At 73.5% G+C, this 15945-nt stretch carries 12 protein-coding genes and 1 tRNA gene; 6 read left to right on the top strand and 7 right to left on the bottom strand.

Going from position 1 to position 15945, the window contains the following annotated elements:
* The first annotated feature begins 42 nt into the window (after nt 1–42).
* Entirely contained in the window at nt 43–483 is a 441-nt protein-coding gene (locus tag ACFYNS_RS15860) for an ATP-binding protein (RefSeq protein ID WP_019359983.1), read from the top strand.
* Between the two features lie 136 nt (nt 484–619).
* On the opposite strand, the gene ACFYNS_RS15855 is transcribed toward ACFYNS_RS15860, so the two are convergent.
* From ACFYNS_RS15855 to ACFYNS_RS15845, 3 genes are all read right to left on the bottom strand, one after another.
* Nucleotides 620–1669 carry a PP2C family protein-serine/threonine phosphatase gene (locus tag ACFYNS_RS15855; RefSeq protein WP_388603487.1) on the bottom strand — a complete coding sequence of 350 codons (1050 nt, stop codon included), beginning with the start codon at nt 1667–1669 and terminating at the stop codon, nt 620–622.
* Between the two features lie 290 nt (nt 1670–1959).
* On the bottom strand, nt 1960–3399 hold the full coding sequence (locus tag ACFYNS_RS15850) for an aminopeptidase P family protein (protein WP_360300565.1): 1440 nt from the start codon (nt 3397–3399) through the stop codon (nt 1960–1962).
* A gap of 249 nt (nt 3400–3648) precedes the next feature.
* The gene (locus ACFYNS_RS15845) at nt 3649–5346 is read right to left on the bottom strand and encodes a PP2C family protein-serine/threonine phosphatase (protein WP_360300568.1); all 1698 of its coding nucleotides are present in this window, start codon (nt 5344–5346) and stop codon (nt 3649–3651) included.
* 650 nt (nt 5347–5996) lie between these two features.
* On the opposite strand from ACFYNS_RS15845, the gene ACFYNS_RS15840 reads away from it, so the two are divergent.
* Nucleotides 5997–6722 (top strand): bifunctional DNA primase/polymerase, encoded by a 726-nt coding sequence (locus tag ACFYNS_RS15840; RefSeq protein WP_360300571.1) that lies wholly within the window; start codon nt 5997–5999, stop codon nt 6720–6722.
* Nucleotides 6723–7145: 423 nt separating this feature from the next.
* Nucleotides 7146–7703 carry a hypothetical protein gene (locus ACFYNS_RS15835; protein WP_388603309.1) on the top strand — a complete coding sequence of 186 codons (558 nt, stop codon included), beginning with the start codon at nt 7146–7148 and terminating at the stop codon, nt 7701–7703.
* Nucleotides 7704–7982: 279 nt separating this feature from the next.
* On the opposite strand, the gene ACFYNS_RS15830 is transcribed toward ACFYNS_RS15835, so the two are convergent.
* The 3 genes from ACFYNS_RS15830 to ACFYNS_RS15820 all read right to left on the bottom strand — a co-directional run bounded on the left by ACFYNS_RS15830 (nt 7983) and on the right by ACFYNS_RS15820 (nt 11284).
* Nucleotides 7983–8987 (bottom strand): DUF5926 family protein, encoded by a 1005-nt coding sequence (locus ACFYNS_RS15830; protein WP_360300576.1) that lies wholly within the window; start codon nt 8985–8987, stop codon nt 7983–7985.
* A 551-nt stretch (nt 8988–9538) separates the two neighbouring features.
* Nucleotides 9539–10057, bottom strand: coding sequence for an ATP-binding protein (locus ACFYNS_RS15825; protein ID WP_360300578.1), 519 nt, complete (start codon nt 10055–10057; stop codon nt 9539–9541).
* A 192-nt stretch (nt 10058–10249) separates the two neighbouring features.
* The gene (locus ACFYNS_RS15820; protein ID WP_388603484.1) at nt 10250–11284 is read right to left on the bottom strand and encodes a glycerophosphodiester phosphodiesterase; all 1035 of its coding nucleotides are present in this window, start codon (nt 11282–11284) and stop codon (nt 10250–10252) included.
* 449 nt (nt 11285–11733) lie between these two features.
* On the opposite strand from ACFYNS_RS15820, the gene ACFYNS_RS15815 reads away from it, so the two are divergent.
* Nucleotides 11734–13572, top strand: coding sequence for a S1C family serine protease (locus ACFYNS_RS15815; RefSeq protein WP_388603306.1), 1839 nt, complete (start codon nt 11734–11736; stop codon nt 13570–13572).
* A 43-nt stretch (nt 13573–13615) separates the two neighbouring features.
* Nucleotides 13616–13702: transfer RNA gene (locus tag ACFYNS_RS15810), tRNA-Ser, on the top strand.
* Between the two features lie 311 nt (nt 13703–14013).
* Here the strand turns inward: ACFYNS_RS15810 and ACFYNS_RS15805 are convergent.
* Nucleotides 14014–14271, bottom strand: coding sequence for a hypothetical protein (locus ACFYNS_RS15805; protein WP_360293317.1), 258 nt, complete (start codon nt 14269–14271; stop codon nt 14014–14016).
* 559 nt (nt 14272–14830) lie between these two features.
* Here ACFYNS_RS15805 and ACFYNS_RS15800 point away from each other — a divergent pair.
* Nucleotides 14831–15478 carry a TIGR03086 family metal-binding protein gene (locus ACFYNS_RS15800; protein WP_360293315.1) on the top strand — a complete coding sequence of 216 codons (648 nt, stop codon included), beginning with the start codon at nt 14831–14833 and terminating at the stop codon, nt 15476–15478.
* The last annotated feature ends 467 nt before the right edge of the window (nt 15479–15945 follow it).

Raw genomic sequence — 15945 nt, 5'->3', positions numbered from 1 at the left:
GGCAATAGGTAAGCCGTGTGTCGAGCCGCATGGAGGGTGAGCATGAGCAGCCTGTGGTGGTCTCTCCGGCTACGGCGCGAAGCCGCCAGTGTGCCGCTCGCGCGCCAACTCCTGCTGAGCTCGATGGCCTCGGCCGGTGTCGACCCGGATGTCGCCTACGACATGTGCCTGGCGCTGTCCGAGGCGTGCGCCAACGCGGTCGAGCACGGCAGCGCCGCCGGTGACCTGGGAGGTGCCTACCGCGTCTCGGCCTATCTGGAGGGCAACCGCTGCCGCATCGAGGTGGCGGACACCGGCCCCGGCTTCCCCGCCGGATACGACCCCCGCTGCGGGAACGAGGCCGAGAGCGGGCGCGGCCTCTACCTGATCGAGTCCCTCGCCGACCATGTGCGGTTCCGCAACCGCTCCGGGCGCGGCGGTGCCGTCGTCAGCTTCGACAAGGTGCTCGCCCGCCGGGACGGGCATCTGATGACGGCCTCCTGACCCGGGCGGATTCCGCAGGGGCCCGGTCCGGGCCACAGGCGCGACAGACGGCGGCCGGAACGCCGCACCCGCCCCGGCCGCCCGGGGCAGGGGCGGCCGCGGGGAACCGGCCCGGCCGCCCGGACCGGCGGCTGCCTCACGCCTCGGCCGCGGCGGACCGCGACCCGCGGGGCACGGCGGGGTTCCGGTAGCGCAGCAGCAGCATGGCGGCGTCGTCATGCAGCGGAGAGCGCACATGCTCCTGGATGTCCAGCCGCACGGCCTCCAGCGCGCCCTCCGCGTCCGGGTCCTTGAGCAGATGGGCGCGGTGGTCGAGCGGATAGAAGAGGTTGTCGCTGTCGCGGGCCTCGGTGACGCCGTCGGTGTACAGCAGCAGTTGATCGCCCGGCGCGAACGGCACCTCGTGCGGACGCGGCGGCTCGCTGCCGTGCAGGCCCAGCCCCAGCGGCAGGGAGCGCCGCGGCGGCTCGGCGAAGTGCACGCTGCCGTCCTGCCGGACCGCCAGCGGGGCCGGATGCCCGAAGTTGAGCAGCGTGGCGGTGCGCGTCCCGGCCCCGTGCGGCACCTCGGCGAGCACCGCCGTCACGAACTTCTCGCCCAGCAGGTGCCGGTCCAGGGCCCGCTCCAGCCGGTCCCCGACCGTGGCCAGGTCCGGCTCGTCGTAGGCGGCCTCGCGGAACGCGCCGAGCACCACCGCGGCGGTCTCCACCGCCTCCAGCCCCTTGCCCTGGACGTCGCCGATGATCACCCGTACCCCGTGCGGGGAGGTGACCACCTCGTACAGGTCGCCGCCGATCCGGGCCTCGGCGACGGCCGAGGTGTAGGAGACGGCCACCTGGAGCCGCCCGGCACTGCGCGGCACCGGGCGCAGCAGCACCCGCTGCGCGGCCTCCGCGATGGAGCGCACGTTGGCCAGCTCCGCCTCCCGTTTCTGCCGCATCGCGGTCGCCAACAGCGCCGCCACGGAGACCCCGGCCACGGAGATCAGCGTCGCGTTGCCGCGCCGCTCGCCGAACTGGCCGTTGTAGAGGCCCAGCGCGATCGACAGCGCCATCGCCAGTGCACCGACCAGCGCGGTGCGCCGCTTGCCCCCGCTCAGCCCGGCGAAGGCCGGGCCGAGGGCCATCATCGGCTGCAGGCCGATGCCGGGCCCGCCGGTCAGGTCGGCGGCACCGACGGCACCCATGGCGAGGAAGGGAAACGCGGACAGCAGTCCGGTCCGCAACCGGGAGACCAAAGCGTGCTCTCTTCCTTGTCGATGACAGGCGCAGCAGGCTCGTGCCGTGACGTCGTCTCCCGTCATCGCCGCTGTGCTCGGTGTCCGGTCCGGATCCCGGCCGGTGCCGGGGCTGCCGCCGGGGGTGCCGGGGGCAGCCGTCCGGCCGGTGCCGGGGTGCGCCCCGCGGCGTCCGGTACCGGGCGGCGCCCGTCAGCGCGGAGGCACCGGGCGTGCTGTCGCCCGGTGCGCGCGCGGGCTCACGCCCGCAGCTTCGCCATCCAGCTCTCCACCTCGGAGCTGCTGCGCGGCAGCGCGGCGGACATGTTCCGGTTGCCGTCCTCGGTCACCAGGATGTCGTCCTCGATGCGCACACCGATGCCGCGGTACTCCTCGGGCACGGTCTCGTCGTCGGCCTGGAAGTAGAGCCCCGGCTCCACTGTCAGGCACATGCCCGGCTCCAACGTGCCGTCGGCGTAGGTCTCGCGGCGGGCGACCGCGCAGTCGTGCACATCCATGCCGAGCATGTGGCCGGTGCCGTGCAGCGTCCAGCGGCGCTGCAGACCCAGCTCCAGCACGCGCTCGACCGGGCCCTCCACCAGACCCCATTCGACCAGCTTGGTGGCGAGCACCCGCTGCGCCGCACGGTGGAAGTCGAGGTACTTGCCGCCCGGCTTGACCGCGGCGATGCCCGCCTCCTGCGCCTCGTACACCGCGTCGTAGATCGTGCGCTGCAGCTCGGTGAAGCGGCCGTTGACCGGCAGGGTGCGCGTCACGTCGGCCGTGTAGAGGCTGTGGGTCTCCACACCGGCGTCGAGCAGCAGCAGCTCGCCCGAGCGCACCGGACCGTCGTTGCGCATCCAGTGCAGTGTGGTGGCGTGCGGCCCGGCCGCGCAGATGGAGCCGTAGCCGATGTCGTTGCCCTCCACGCGGGCGCGCAGGAAGAACGTGCCCTCGATGTAGCGCTCGGAGGTGGCCTCCGCCTTGTCGAGGGAGCGGACGACGTCCTCGAAGCCGCGCACGGTGGAGTCGACGGCCTTCTGCATCTCGCCGATCTCGAACGCGTCCTTGACCAGCCGCATCTCGGACAGGAAGCCCCGCAGCTCCTCGTCCCGCTCGGCGGTGACCTTGTCGGCCAGCGCCGCCTCGACACCGGCGTCGTGGCCGCGGACCACCCGCACCGGGCCGGTGCCCGCGCGGAGCGTGTCGGTGACCGTCCGGACGTCGGCGCAGGGCATCCCGTAGAGCGTCGCGCTCTCGGTGAGGCTGTGCCGCCGGCCCACCCACAGCTCGCCCTGGCCGTGCAGCCAGAACTCGCCGTTCTCCCGGTCGGAGCGGGGCAGCAGATACAGCGTGGCGCGGTGGCCGCGCGCACCGGTGGGCTCCAGGACGAGTACGCCGTCCTCGGTCTGGTTCCCGGACAGGTACGCGTACTCGACGGAGGCCCTGAAGGGGTACTCGGTGTCGTTGGACCGGGTCTTGAGGTTGCCCGCGGGGACCACCAGACGCTCGCCGGGGAAGCGCGCCGACAGCCGCTCGCGCCGCTCGGCGAGCTCCGCCGCCTGTGCGACGGGCTCCAGATCGTGCAGCTCGGTGTCGCTCCAGCCGGACTTCATGTTCGCGGCGAGCTCGTCGGAGACGCCCGTGTACAGGCCGTTCTTCCGCTGCTTGATCGGCTGCTCGTCAGCGGCGTCTGCCACGTCTGCCTCCTCTTTGACGGATAAAACCACCTTCCATCGTATGGGTGGGGCCTGGTTGGTCCACAGCCGTGCGCATGTGACGTTGAACGGCGCCGTCGAGCGCTGCCGCGCCGGCACCGCCCGGCTGCGCCCGTTCCGTGCGCCCGCCGGGTATTGCGCGCCCACTGCAGCGCGGCCGACTGCGCGCCCGCGCTGCCCGGACCAGGGGCGGACCGCGCCCGGCGGGCCGGAGGCCGGGCGGGGCGCCGCTCAGAAGCGGGCTGCCAGCAGGACGACGTCCTCGGGGTGGTCGGGCAGATCCGCCAGCGGCCCGGGCAGCACAGTGCGCAGCACGTGGTCGACGAGGGCGTCCGGATCCTCCCGGGCCGTGCGCGGTGCGGAGGCGGCGGCCGAGCGCAGCCGGGCGAAGGCGCGGTCCATGGAGTGGCCGGTGCGGTGCAGCAGCCCGTCCGTGTAGCACAGAAGCGTTTCGCCTTCGCGCAGGACGATCTCCGCGCTCGGTGCCTCCCAGCACGCCAGCATTCCCAGCGGTGCCGAGACCGCGGTCTCCACCGGTTCGATGCGCCGGGGGCCGACGATCAGCGGGGCGCAGTGCCCGGCTCCGGCCAGCAGGACCTTGCGGCTGGCCGGCTCCGCGTAGGCGAACAGCGCGGTGGCCGAGCAGGAGGGTTCGGTCAGCCGCAGCAGCAGTTCCAGGTCGGACAGGACAGCGACCGGGTCCTCCCCCTCCATCACCGCGTACGCCCGCAGAGAGGCCCGCAGTCGGCCCATGGCAGCCACCGCAGCCGGCCCGCCACCGGTGACACCGCCGACCGCGAGTCCTACCGCCCGGTCCGGCAGCGGCAGCGCGTCGTACCAGTCGCCACCGCCGCGCGGACCCGTGCGGTGCCGTACCGCGAGGGAGACCCCGGGGACGCGGGGCAGCGCGCTGGGCAGCAGTTCCTCACGGAGGGTGGTCATGTCCGCGCGGGTGCGTGCGCCCTCCCCCAGACGCGCGCAGTGCTCGGTGGCGTGCCGCAGATAGCTGTCGAGGAGTTCCCGGCGACGGGCAGCGGGCTCACCCGGCTCGTCGAAGAACCAGACGGCGGCACCGAGCCGGGTGCCGGACCCGGTGGTGAGGGGCACGCCGTAGGTGGCCGCGTAGCCGAGGCGGGCCGCGACCTCCCGGTGGCGGGGCGAGAGCTCCTGGTCGGCCGCGATGTCGGGGCAGACGAGGGCGGGGTGGGCGAGCCCGGCACGCGGGTCGGGTACGGGCTCCGCCTCGGCGACGCCCGGCCCGGCCTCGTCCTGCGCGGGCCCGTGGCCGGGTTCGCGGCCAGGCCCGTGGCCGGGTTTGCGCGGTCGGCTCGCTCCGTCCGCCGCATGGGTCCCGTCCGGCTCGTCAGCCGGGCCGGTGTCCGGTCCGTCCGTATGACCGCGTCCGGCATCCGGTCCGCTCGTACGGCTGCGGCCGGATTCCGCGTCGAGGACGCGCGCGTAGGTGGCGGAAAAGCGCGGAACGGTCTCGATCTGTCCCAGGTCGGCGCGGCCGAGACCGAGGCCGATGGTGCGTTCGGTGGCCCGGTCCGGGGAATCGGAGGGGTCGCTTCCAGGGTCGGTGCCGGGCGCGAGCGCGACCATGCCGCGGGGGGCGCCCAGCAGCGTGGCACCGGCGCGCAGCGTCTCGCGGAGCGCCGAGTCGAGGCTCGTGGTGCGCACGAGACGAATGGTGAGGTCGTGAAGGGAGGAGAGGTCACCGATCCGGTCCCGGTCGGCCGGCGAACCTCCGGGGTCGAGCGCGGCGGCCCGAGCGGACGAATCCGCAGCGCAGGAGGCAGAAGAAGGGGCGACAGCGGGCCCCGGAGCCGCCGTGGAGGCCGCGGCGGCGGAGGCCGCTGCGGTCGGCGACGGGTTCGAGGAAACCGCCGACTGGATTCCAGCCACTTTCGGCAGGTGCGGGGAGGTCATGGGCGGCAGCTCGGGCTGCGGGTGAACTGTCCCAATAGCATCGCAAACCCCCATGTCATGCTGCTCCGCTATCAATGCCACTACATCTACACATGCCGTTGGGGCATGTCCAGCACGTGCGCTGCAGTGCCGAGAATGTCCGGCGAGCGGACCTGTCTCACGAGGGCAGGCCGAGGGGTGAGAAGATTGGCGGAAAATCGCCCACGTGGCGTGCATACTGCTGTCGACTGAGGCCATTCGGCGGCGCGTTGGCACCGCTGTTGCGGGTACGGAACCCTGTGGAGAGTCACGGCGTCCTAGGGAGCAGCGGGCGCTGACCCGCCCGCTTCTTGCGGGAGGGCACCAGCCGCAGGATTGCACCAGTCAGCACATGCGCGGTACGGCGGACCACGAGCGGTTCCCGGTAGAAGACGAGCAAGTACGAGCAGCACCGGCGCAGGTGGCAGTCCACGGAGCGAACGCCATGTGCGCGCCACCCCCCGCCACGTTCCACGCTCGACCCGCAACATGATGCGCTGTTCGGCACGCACGGTCACCAGAGTTCCGCGTGGTGAATTGAGCTAGAGATCGGTCGGCACGGCCAGTTGGCGGTGTTTGCGGTGTTCATGAAATAGGCGTTGTTCGGCGTTCACGGAAAGGAACGAGCGCTCATGCGCGAGATCCTCGGAAGGCGACGCTCCCTCCGGGCCTGGGCGCAGCTCCAGGGCCGACGGCTCGGGGCGCGGTCCGGACGGTACAACCACAGGTCACCGACGCGGAGCACGGCGCTGACGGCGGCCGCCCAGTGGCAGTGGCCGGTGGTGCCGGGCGCCGCTCTGACCGCGCCGGGGACCCGCGGCGCGTCGGCTGTGTGCGCGTGCCCGGACCCTGAGTGCGTGGTTCCGGGGGCACACCCCTTCGACCCCGTGCTGCTGGCGGCCACCACCGACCCGACGATGGTCCGCTGGTGGTGGCGGAACCGGCCGGACGCCCCCGTCATCCTCGCGACCGGCGGCACCGCGCCCTGCGCGCTGAGCCTCCCGGCCGTCGCCGGGGCGCGGGCGCTCGCGACGTTCGACCGCACCGGTGTCCGCGTCGGCCCGGTGATCGCGACGCCCACTCGCTTCTCGGTGCTGGTCGAGCCGTACGGACTCGAAGAGCTGGGCGAACTGCTGTACGCCCAGGACCGGGTACCCAGCTCGCTGCGGTTCCACGGCGACGGGGGCTACGTGGCGCTCCCCGGCTCGCTCACCGGCGCGGGCAAGGTGCGCTGGGAGCGGGAGCCGGACCGCACGGACGCGGGCCGTCCGTGGCTGCCACGGATGGAGACGCTGCTCGACGTACTGGTCGAGGAGAGCGCCGCGTCCCCCGACAGCGGAAGCCGGCTGGCCTACTGAGCGACGTGCGCGGCGCGGGTGCCGTGCGCCGACTGCGCCGAGCATGACTGTGCCGGAGTCGGCCGCGCCGAGGACGACCGCGCCGGAGCCGACTGCGCCCGGGGCGGTCGTGTCCGGGCCGGTCGTGTCGCGGTCGTGTCCGGGCCGGGAGTGTCCGGGCCGGGAGTGTTCGAGCCGGTGTCCCGGGCCCGGGGCGGCTCGGTGCCGCCCGGCGTCGCCCTTTCCCGGCTCGTGTCGTCCCTCGTACCGCATGGCCGGTTCGCCGGCGGCGGTACGGCAATGCGCGAATTCACCCGTACGGGTAGGAGCCGACCGGAGTTGCGGGGGAAACGGTCTGCTGTAGCGCCTCTGTGCCCCCTCGGCCCCGATATGTTCACCTCATCAGTCGGTCCGGCCCTCTCCGTGTCCCAGGTGGGTTCCCTCATGCACCAGCCGCAACAGAGAGCCTCCCGGCTCCGTGTGGTCACACTCGCCAGCGCGGTGGCGCTCGTCGCCGCGGTGCCTCTCGCGGCGGCGGTGGCGGGGCAGGACGCGCGCCTTGCCGCGGAGGTTTTCCAGGCCGCCCAGCCGCGGCAGACCGGGAGCGGAACGCCCGGAGCGCACCCATCCGCTCCTCCCTCGCCCGAACAGGGGGATCCGGCCACCTCGTGCGGGCTGGAAATCGTCTCGCCCCACGGCGTGGCGGCCCGCGTGTGTGTGTTGACCGAAGGCGGTGACACCTGGGCCCGTACGTACTACCGCAACCCGACCGGCAGCCGGCTCCCCGCTCTCCTCACCCTGCACGGGCCGGACGGACGGACGGCGCGGGTGCGCTGCGTGCTGCGTGGCGGACACGAGGGCGGCGTCTGCGAGACGCCGCGCGGCGGGGCCCGGGAGACCTCGGATGACCGTGCGCCGCTGGCGGCGCACGCGTACTCCGCGGTGGCCGAGGTCAGCTCGGTGAACGGGGACCGGCTGCTGCGTGCCGGAAGCCATCGCTAGCCCTCGACGGGGTGTCAACTCGCCGTGCTGCACGAGGAGTTCGTTGGCATCGGCGCAGCCGTCCGGCATCGGACGCAAAAGAACCCGGTCGCTGGCGACGGGGGATGCACCAGCGACCGGGCTCTTAGAACGGTAACAAGAGATCGGCGGTTAGCAAATTCGATCGCCCAGATCCGGACGCCGATTTACCTGTGGGTAGGGCGAGTTGAGGTGTCAGTGTGACGGGAGTCACGCTCACGAAACCTTCGCCGAATCCACACAGGAATCCGCCGAAACCCCTTAGCTCAGCGTCACCTGACGGTTGGTGAGGCCGCTCCGCGCCCGCCGCTCCTCGGACGTCAGCGGTGCCGTCACCGCCAGTGCCTCCGCCAGCCGTTCGGCGAACGCCGCCGCGGGCTTCTCGCAGTCCTCGGACCTCATGCCGCGTGGCAGGTCCCACACCGGCACCGTCAGCCCGTGGGCGCGGAAGGAACCCACCAGCCGCGACTCCCCGGAGCCGTCGCCCGGCTCGCCCAGCGACGAGGCACCGGCCGCGTGCAGCCGCGCCAGCGCGTCCAGGAGCTGCTCCTCGGGGTGGGTCATCACCCAGCGCAGATGGTTCTTCTCCGGCGCCTCGCACCAGTACGCGCCCGCCACGGACGCGAGCCTGGCGGTCGGGATGACGGCCTCGTTGGCACTCTCCAGAGAGGCCGCCACCTGACCGGCCGCCTGGTCCCCGCCCTCCAGCCAGAACTCGAACCCCGAGTGCACCTCCGGTACGAACGGCGCCTCCAGGTCCAGCAGGTCCTGCAGCCGCGGCCCGTCCGGCGCCGGCCGGCCCGCGTCCACCGGGGTGCCCGGCTCGGCGGCCAGCGCCCGGGTCAAGGTGTCCGCCAGGTCCCGGCTGATGTCACCGGAGGCCGTGTCGTTCTGCAGGCCCAGCAGGACCTCGCCGCTGTCGCGGCGCAGCGCGGGCCACGCCATCGGCAGCACCGTCGCCAGGGTCACTGCGGGAACCCCCTCCGGCAGGCCGTCCCTGAGCGTGAGGCGTGCCGTGGCAGCCGGGACCAGCTCGCGCATCGCGACCCAGTCGCTCTCGTGCGGAAGTCCCTCGAACGGGCGACGCACCAGCTCGGTGGCCGCCTGCGCTGCCGCCCGGCCGTGGCACGCCTTGTAGCGGCGGCCCGAACCGCACGGGCAGGGCTGCCGGGCTCCCACCACCGGGTAGTCTCCGGCTGCTGCCGCGCCCGCGGACGTTCCGGCGGGCGCCGCGGCGGCTGTCTGGGGTCGGCGCTTCTTTGCCATGCGAGCGGTTCTCCAGGTGTGCGGCGATTGTGGAGTCCGCGATCCTAGTAGCTCGACGGCACCCGCCGCCGTCCGCACTCGGCGCGGCCGGACCGCGCGGGGGCGGAGCGTGCGGGCGTGGAGCGCGGCTCCGGGCGGCTGTGCGCGGGTTCCGGGGCGGGAGGACGGGGCTCCGGGTGCGTGCGTGGCGCCGGGGCCGCTCGGTCCGGGGTCCGCCGCACGGGCTCTGCCGCTCGGGGGTCCGCCGCTGGGACCCGGGCCGCTCGGGGCGGGTGCCGCCGAGGCCGGTCGGCACCCGCTCGGGCCGGTCGCGTGTTCCGCCGATACGTCCTGCCGATACGTCCGGCGGGGGCGTCCGGCGGGGACATCTGTTCGGGATGTCCGGTGGATGACAGGCTCGTTCGGGATGTCCGCTGCGGCCCGGCGCGCACCAGGGCCGAGCTGTGGCGCAATGTGGACACCTGGCGCCGAGTGGACAGGGGGCCGACACGGGCCGACTCGGATCGACAGGGTCGGCCCCTGCCGGGCGGGGCGGTCGAGGACCGCCCCGGCTAATGGAGCTCCTCCACGGAGGCCAGATCGAACTCGCCGCTCAGCCCGCCTCCGAGGCTGGCGGCGACTCGGCCGCTGAACGAGCTGTCGGGCCGCAGCACAGCCCAGACCGTCACCCCGGGTGGCTCGTCCGCAGGGGTGCTGGGTTCCGAGCGCACCCCCCAGTCGCGGGCGAGAGCCGTGATGATGGCGAGTCCTCGGCCGCCGCGGGCGGTGACGGAAGGCTTGGCCGGAAGTGGACGGGTCGGACCGCCCCCGTCCGTGACCGCGATGGTCACCTCACCTCGTACGTCCCTGCGCCACGACGCCCTGACGGTCTCCACCGCGCTGCTCGCGCTGCTTGCTCCGGTCGTCTCCTCGTGCAGCGGCCGCGCGTGACGGCAGGCGTTGCTGAGAAGTTCGGAAAGAATCAAGATCGCATCATCGACCACCGAGTCGGGTGCTCCGCACGCGAGGAGTTCCTCGCGCATCCTGCGCCGTGCGACGCGTACTCCCGACGGACCATGGGGCACGGCCATGGTCGACGAAGTAGGCACCTCCTGTGCCACCACCAACGCCACCCCCGAGACCTCCTTTGCCCCACGCCATCGGGATGAATGCCCCAGCAGAGTGCGGCGGAAACCGGCCACGCCCCTTCTCTTGACGCACCCGCGCGGCTCCAATAAGCGCCGAGTGCGCCGGTGCACCCCGTCCGACCGGCGCCCGCGGCCTCAACCGGCGAGCCCGCGCCGGAGTTGGGCGCGTACCTGGCGGGGACGGTTGGTGATGATGGCGTCGACACCGAGCCGCATGCACAGCTCGACGTCCTCGGGTTCGTCGACCGTCCACACGTGCACCTCGTGGCCCGCGCGGTGCGCCCGGGCCACGTACTCCGGATGGGTGCGCAGTATGCGGATGCTCGGGCCGACGGTGCGCACGCCGTACGGCAGCCTGCCGTCCCGGTGGCGGGGAAGCAGGAATTGGGTCAGGAGCACCGTCGGTATGTCCGGCGCCGCAACGCGGACCCGCTGCAGGGAGCGCGCGGAGAAGCTCATGATGCGGACCGGTGTGCGGAGCCGGTGCCGGTCCAGGAGCTCCAGCAGTCGCTCCTCCACCTGGCCCGCCCAGCGGGTGGGGTGCTTGGTCTCGATGGCCAGTTCGACCGGGCGCGGCGCCTCGGCGACCAGGGTGAGCAGGCGGTCGAGGGTGAGGACGGAGGTGCTCTCCGGGTCCGCCGCCACCCCGAGCCGTCCCGCCGCGCCGAGCCGTCCCGCCGCGCCGAGCCGTCCCGCCGCGCCGAGGTGTTCCGAGGTGCCGAGTGGTTCCGCCGTGCCGGGGTGTTCCGCAGGGCCGGACCGTCCGGCCGTGCTGCGGCGTACCGGGGCCCTGGCGCAGCGGCGGTCATGGTCCTCGGTGGACTCGGGGGACTCGGGGGTGCCGACCGGGTCCGCCGTCCCGCCGGGCGTGTCGGCGGCGTCCGTGTCCAGTGCGCTGTCCGGCGCCTCGTACGGGTCGGCGTGCCGGTCCATCCAGGAGCCGAAGTCGAGTGCGGCCAGGTCCGCGAGCTCCAGGGCCGAGACGGCGCCGCGCCCGTTGGAGGTGCGGTTCACTCTGCGGTCGTGGACGCAGACCAGATGGCCGTCCGCGGTGAGCCGTACGTCGCATTCCAGCCCGTCGGCGCCCTCTTCGATGGCCCGACGATAGGCGGCCAGGGTGTGCTCGGGTGCCGCCTTGGAGGCACCGCGATGGGCGATGACGGCCGGCAGGTGGTCGAGGCGTTGGCGTGACCCGGCACGGATCTCGTTGCTCACCGGGATATCGTGCCACCGGGCCGAATGAACACACTGTGCAGGGTTCTGCGGAGCACTTCGCTGTGCTCGCGGGGTTTCGGGCCGGTGCCCGGTCGAGTGGGGCCCTGTGCGGGTCCGCCGAGGGGCGGTTCGGCGCGGGCGCGCCTAGGCTGGGTGCCGTGATCACGCGTGTGGGTGATGTCGCGTCGGAGTCGACCCGCGCGTCCCACAGCGGCTGGAAATCCGAGAGCTGCGGAGAAAATAGGGTGCTCTGCCCCGTATTGGCCCGATGTAAAGAAGGGGGTACGGACGCTCAGCGTCGGTTTACGCCCGCCTGATGTGTGATGGGAAAAGCTGTCTCTGGATACCCGCGTACGTGAACACACCCATCTCTGCGATGTCGTGTACCTGATGAGGAGTGAGCTGTGAGCACCGAGAACGAGGGCGCTGCCGTGACGCCTGCGGCGGGGCCGGGTCCCACGCCCCCGGCGCCGGCCCAGGCCCCGTCGACCGGCGCCCCGACGAGCCGCGAGGACGGCGACTTCTCGCTGCCCTCCCCCGACTCTTCCGCCCCCGCTTCCGCCGACGCCGCCACCGACGCGGACCGTACGCAGAAGGGTCCGGACGTCCAGGACACGGTCGTATCGAAGAGGGAGTCCATGGACGACACGCTCGTGCAGCCACCGCAGGGGCACACCGACGCGCCGCCTCCGGCCCAGCAGTCCGCGGGGGACGATCCGGGGGTCCCCACCCCGCAGCAGCCCGCCGACGCACCGGTTGCCCCCGCCCCGGCCCCCGCCGCTCCCGGGACGCCGCCCGCTTCCCCCGCGCCCGGCCCGGTGGCCACCGAGGCCGGCGGCCCGCAGCAGCCCGGTGACGCCCCGGGCGCCGGTTCCGGACCGGACTCGGGTCCCGGCTCCGGCCCGCCCGGCGCGGGTCAGTCCGATGCGGGCCAGTCCGGCGGCTGGGGTCAGGGCGGAACGGGAACCCCGATGCCGCCTCCACCGCCGCCCTACGGCGGCCCCGGTGGACCCGGCGGCCCGGCAGGTCCGGGTGGTCCCGGCGCCGGCGGTCCGGGCGCCGGCGGAATGCCCCCGCACGACCCCTGGGCGATGCCGTCCGGCCCGCCCGGCCCGGAACCGGGTGGCAGAAAGCGCCGCGGCGGCCTGCTCGCCGGTGTCCTCGTCGCCGCCCTCGTGGCAGGCGGGATCGGCGGCGGAATCGGCTTCTGGGCCGCCGACCGCAGCGACGGCGGCGCCACCACGATCAACTCCTCCGGCGACCCCGAGAAGCTGAACCGCTCGCCCAAGTCCGTCGCCGGCATAGCGTCCAAGGCACTGCCGAGCGTCGTGACCATCCGCTCCTCCGGGGGCGGCGAAGAGGGCACCGGAACCGGGTTCGTCTTCGACAAGGAAGGCCACCTCCTCACCAACAACCACGTGGTGGCCAACGGCGCGCGGGGCGGCAAGCTGACCGCGACGTTCTCCGACGGCAAGAAGTACGACGCCCAGGTGGTCGGCAAGGCACAGGGCTACGACATCGCCGTGCTGAAGCTCAGCGGGCTCGGCGGCCGCAAGCTGGACCCGCTGCCGATCGCCGACTCCAACAACGTGGCGGTCGGTGACGCCACCATCGCCATCGGCGCCCCGTTCGGCCTCTCCGGCACGGTCACCACCGGCATCGTCAGCGCGAAGAACCGTCCGGTGGCCTCCAGCGACGGCCAGGGGAGCAAGGCGTCGTACATGAGCGCGCTCCAGACCGACGCCTCGATCAACCCCGGGAACTCCGGCGGCCCGCTGCTGAACGCCCAGGGCGCGGTCATCGGCGTCAACTCGGCCATCCAGCCGGGCGGTGGCGGAGGCGGCATGGAGGGTGGTCAGTCCGGCAGCGTCGGTCTCGGCTTCGCGATCCCCTCCAACCAGGCCAAGCGAGTGGCGAAGCAGCTCATCAAGACCGGCCGGCCCGTCTACCCGGTGATCGGCGCTACCGTCCAGCTGGGCGGCAACGGCAAGGGCGCCACCATCTCCGACACCGGCGAGGGCGGCGCCGACCCGGTCACCCCGGGCGGACCGGCGGACAAGGCGGGCCTCGAGCCCGGCGATGTCATCACCAAGCTGGACGACACGTTGATCGACAGCGGGCCCACCCTCATCGGCACCATCTGGACCCACCAGCCGGGCGAGCAGGTCAAGCTCACCTACGAGCGGAACGGCAAGGAGAAGACCGTCGAGCTGACCCTCGGATCCCGGAAGGGCGACGACTGATCACACGCTAGGCTGTTCCCGTGTCGTACGCCCGACGACACCTGGAGGCGTGCCCGAGCGGCCGAAGGGAGCGGTCTTGAAAACCGTAGAGGTGGCAACACCTCCGTGGGTTCAAATCCCACCGCCTCCGCAGCCCGGATGAAGACCCCGCCGGGTCCGGCTCACGAAGGGGCACCGCTGCCGAGGTGGTGCCCCTTCGTCGTGTTCGTCGTGCTCGTGCCCTTCGCGGTAGCAGGTGCTCCACGGGTGTGTTCGTGAAAGGCGTCGCGCTCCTGGCGCTCGGCATGCGACAGGTGCGCTCCACATCGTCCGCGCCTCGCGGCGGCACCGCGGCGGCCTCGGGAGAGTGCGCCGTTCTGCGCCGCCCGGCGGACGTGCCGCATCGGCCCCCCCGGCAGCGGCCGGGTGCGTCGGGGAACGGGCGGAAGGACGGAGCGCCCGTCAGTTTCTGCGGCGACGGCCCTGCCCGTAGGGGCCGTGACGGTCGTGTTCCCGCCACTCCTCCTCGCGGGGGTCGCGTTCCTCACCGTCCGGGCGGTCTTCGGAGGGTCTGCTCCCGGGAGTCGGAACCGTCTCCCCCTTGGTGACCTTGGCCAGCAGCGAGGCGAGCGGGTCGGGAGGTCCGTCGGCGAACCGGTCGGGGTCGCGCCGGGGCAGCGGTCCCCGCCCGCCGGGGCGGCTCGCGGCCCGTTCCGCCATGCGGCGCTCCGTCGCGGCTCCGGCGTCCGCTGCGGCGCCTGTGTCCTCCGCCTCCGTGCTGGTGTGACGCGACCGCGACGTATCCCTCATGAGCTGCCCCCCGACGCTCCGAGATTCCCCTTGGGATCGATCATTCCCCAGCAGACCGCCGCGAAACGGGACCCCGCTCCGGAGCGCGAGCGCGCCGCGAAGGGCGGCCACCTGGGCGTGCGGACGAACCCAGGGCCGCAGCTCCGCTGCTCAGCGGGGCGTGCCGACGGGTGTTCCACCCGTACGGCGGAGCGCCCGCGAAGGGCTCTTCCCGCGCGGGAGCGGTACGGCACGCGCCTGCGAGCCGGGGCAACAGGCGGCACCGGCGCGGTGCCGGAGCCGGGAGCGATGAGATCCGCCGTGCCGGATGGTCTGTAGGGGCGGAGGCTGTTGTCGCGGGGTGTTCACGTCCGCACGGCTGTACGGCCCCGGCGTCGTTCCGCAGTGGCGGCGTCGGGGCGCGGTGGCTGTCGCGCGGGCACCTCGCTCTGGCGGCAGCGACGTATCCGCGGAACGGGAGGCGAGCGGCATGGTGGACGGTGTCGGTGACGTGATGTCCGGGGCGGGGGTCGGGCCGGGTGGCGGTGAAGATGTCCCTGTCGACCTGCGTCCGACGGCGCGTCGCGCGGCGGCGGTGGTGACCGGGGTGGCGGACGACCAGCTCGGCGACCCCACGCCCTGCGCGGAGTTCGCCGTACGGGACCTGCTCCAGCACATCGGCGGGCTGGCGGTGGGCCTCCAGCGCACGGCGCGCAAGGAGGTGGGCGAGGGCCCGGCCGAGGCGCCGGGCGCATCCTCGGGAGAGCAGCTCCCCGGCGACTGGCGCGAAAGCCTGCCGCACGCGCTGGCGGACCTGGCGGTGGCGTGGTCGGCGCCCGACGCCTGGACGGGCAGTACGCAGGCGGGCGGCATCACCCTGACGGGGACGGAGGGCGGACTGGTCACGCTGGACGAGCTCGTGGTGCACGGCTGGGACCTGGCACGGGCCACCGGGCAGGAGTACGAGCCGGACGAGCAGAGTCTGCGCGCCGTCCACAGTTTCCTGGCCGGAGCGGTCTCGGAGGACGGGGGGCAGGGGATCTTCGGGCCGGTCGTGCACGTCGCTGCGGACGCCCCGCTGCTCGACAGGATCGTGGGCCTCGCCGGGCGGGATCCGGGCTGGCGCCGGCAGGCCTGACGAAGCACCTGACCCGCTGACGGTGCGGGCTCGGCTCTCCGGGTGGGTGCGGCGAGGCGCCGTGGGGTGCGGAGAGGTGCACGTGGGTGCCCTTCGGCGCAGGTCCCGGCGGGGTGGCCCGGGGTGGCCGGGGTCGGCGTTCGGACGGCGGCGCGCGGCGGTGGGGCGAGCGCCGGGTCCGAGCGCCGGGTCCGAGCCGTGGAGGCAGCGGGCGGTGGTCGGCGGGTTCTCTCCGGGCCGCGGTGGGCGGGTGGCGGGGTCGGCGCATGGATTTCCGCCCGCCCACCGCGGGTGGTGAGGTGCGGCCGAACGAGCTTCGGATCGGTCAGCCCTGCCCCTCATGCCCGAGTACGTCGTTCGGGTACGCGCACGTGACACCGTGCGGAGCCGTCTGCGCCGACGGCCGGGCCGCTGTCTCCGATTCCGTTCCGACGTGCGGAAACCGCTGTACCGGGGCGGGGAGCAGG

This window comes from Streptomyces sp. NPDC006925 (genome assembly GCF_042869575.1).
In the GTDB taxonomy this organism is placed as follows: domain Bacteria; phylum Actinomycetota; class Actinomycetes; order Streptomycetales; family Streptomycetaceae; genus Streptomyces.
The sequence above is the reverse complement of the archived record's forward strand: the minus strand, read 5'-3'. Positions and strand labels throughout refer to the sequence as shown.

What these genes read in the sequence shown, in the direction of transcription:
- ACFYNS_RS15805 (WP_360293317.1), bottom strand. Translation starts at nt 14,271, where the DNA reads ATGGCGGAACGGGCCGCGAGCCGCCCCGGCGGGCGGGGACCGCTGCCC.
- ACFYNS_RS15830 (WP_360300576.1), bottom strand. Translation starts at nt 8,987, where the DNA reads ATGGCAAAGAAGCGCCGACCCCAGACAGCCGCCGCGGCGCCCGCCGGA.
- ACFYNS_RS15800 (WP_360293315.1), top strand. Translation starts at nt 14,831, where the DNA reads ATGGTGGACGGTGTCGGTGACGTGATGTCCGGGGCGGGGGTCGGGCCG.
- ACFYNS_RS15825 (WP_360300578.1), bottom strand. Translation starts at nt 10,057, where the DNA reads ATGGCCGTGCCCCATGGTCCGTCGGGAGTACGCGTCGCACGGCGCAGG.
- ACFYNS_RS15855 (WP_388603487.1), bottom strand. Translation starts at nt 1,669, where the DNA reads ATGGGTGCCGTCGGTGCCGCCGACCTGACCGGCGGGCCCGGCATCGGC.
- ACFYNS_RS15835 (WP_388603309.1), top strand. Translation starts at nt 7,146, where the DNA reads ATGCACCAGCCGCAACAGAGAGCCTCCCGGCTCCGTGTGGTCACACTC.
- ACFYNS_RS15860 (WP_019359983.1), top strand. Translation starts at nt 43, where the DNA reads ATGAGCAGCCTGTGGTGGTCTCTCCGGCTACGGCGCGAAGCCGCCAGT.
- ACFYNS_RS15845 (WP_360300568.1), bottom strand. Translation starts at nt 5,346, where the DNA reads ATGACCTCCCCGCACCTGCCGAAAGTGGCTGGAATCCAGTCGGCGGTT.
- ACFYNS_RS15840 (WP_360300571.1), top strand. Translation starts at nt 5,997, where the DNA reads ATGCGCGAGATCCTCGGAAGGCGACGCTCCCTCCGGGCCTGGGCGCAG.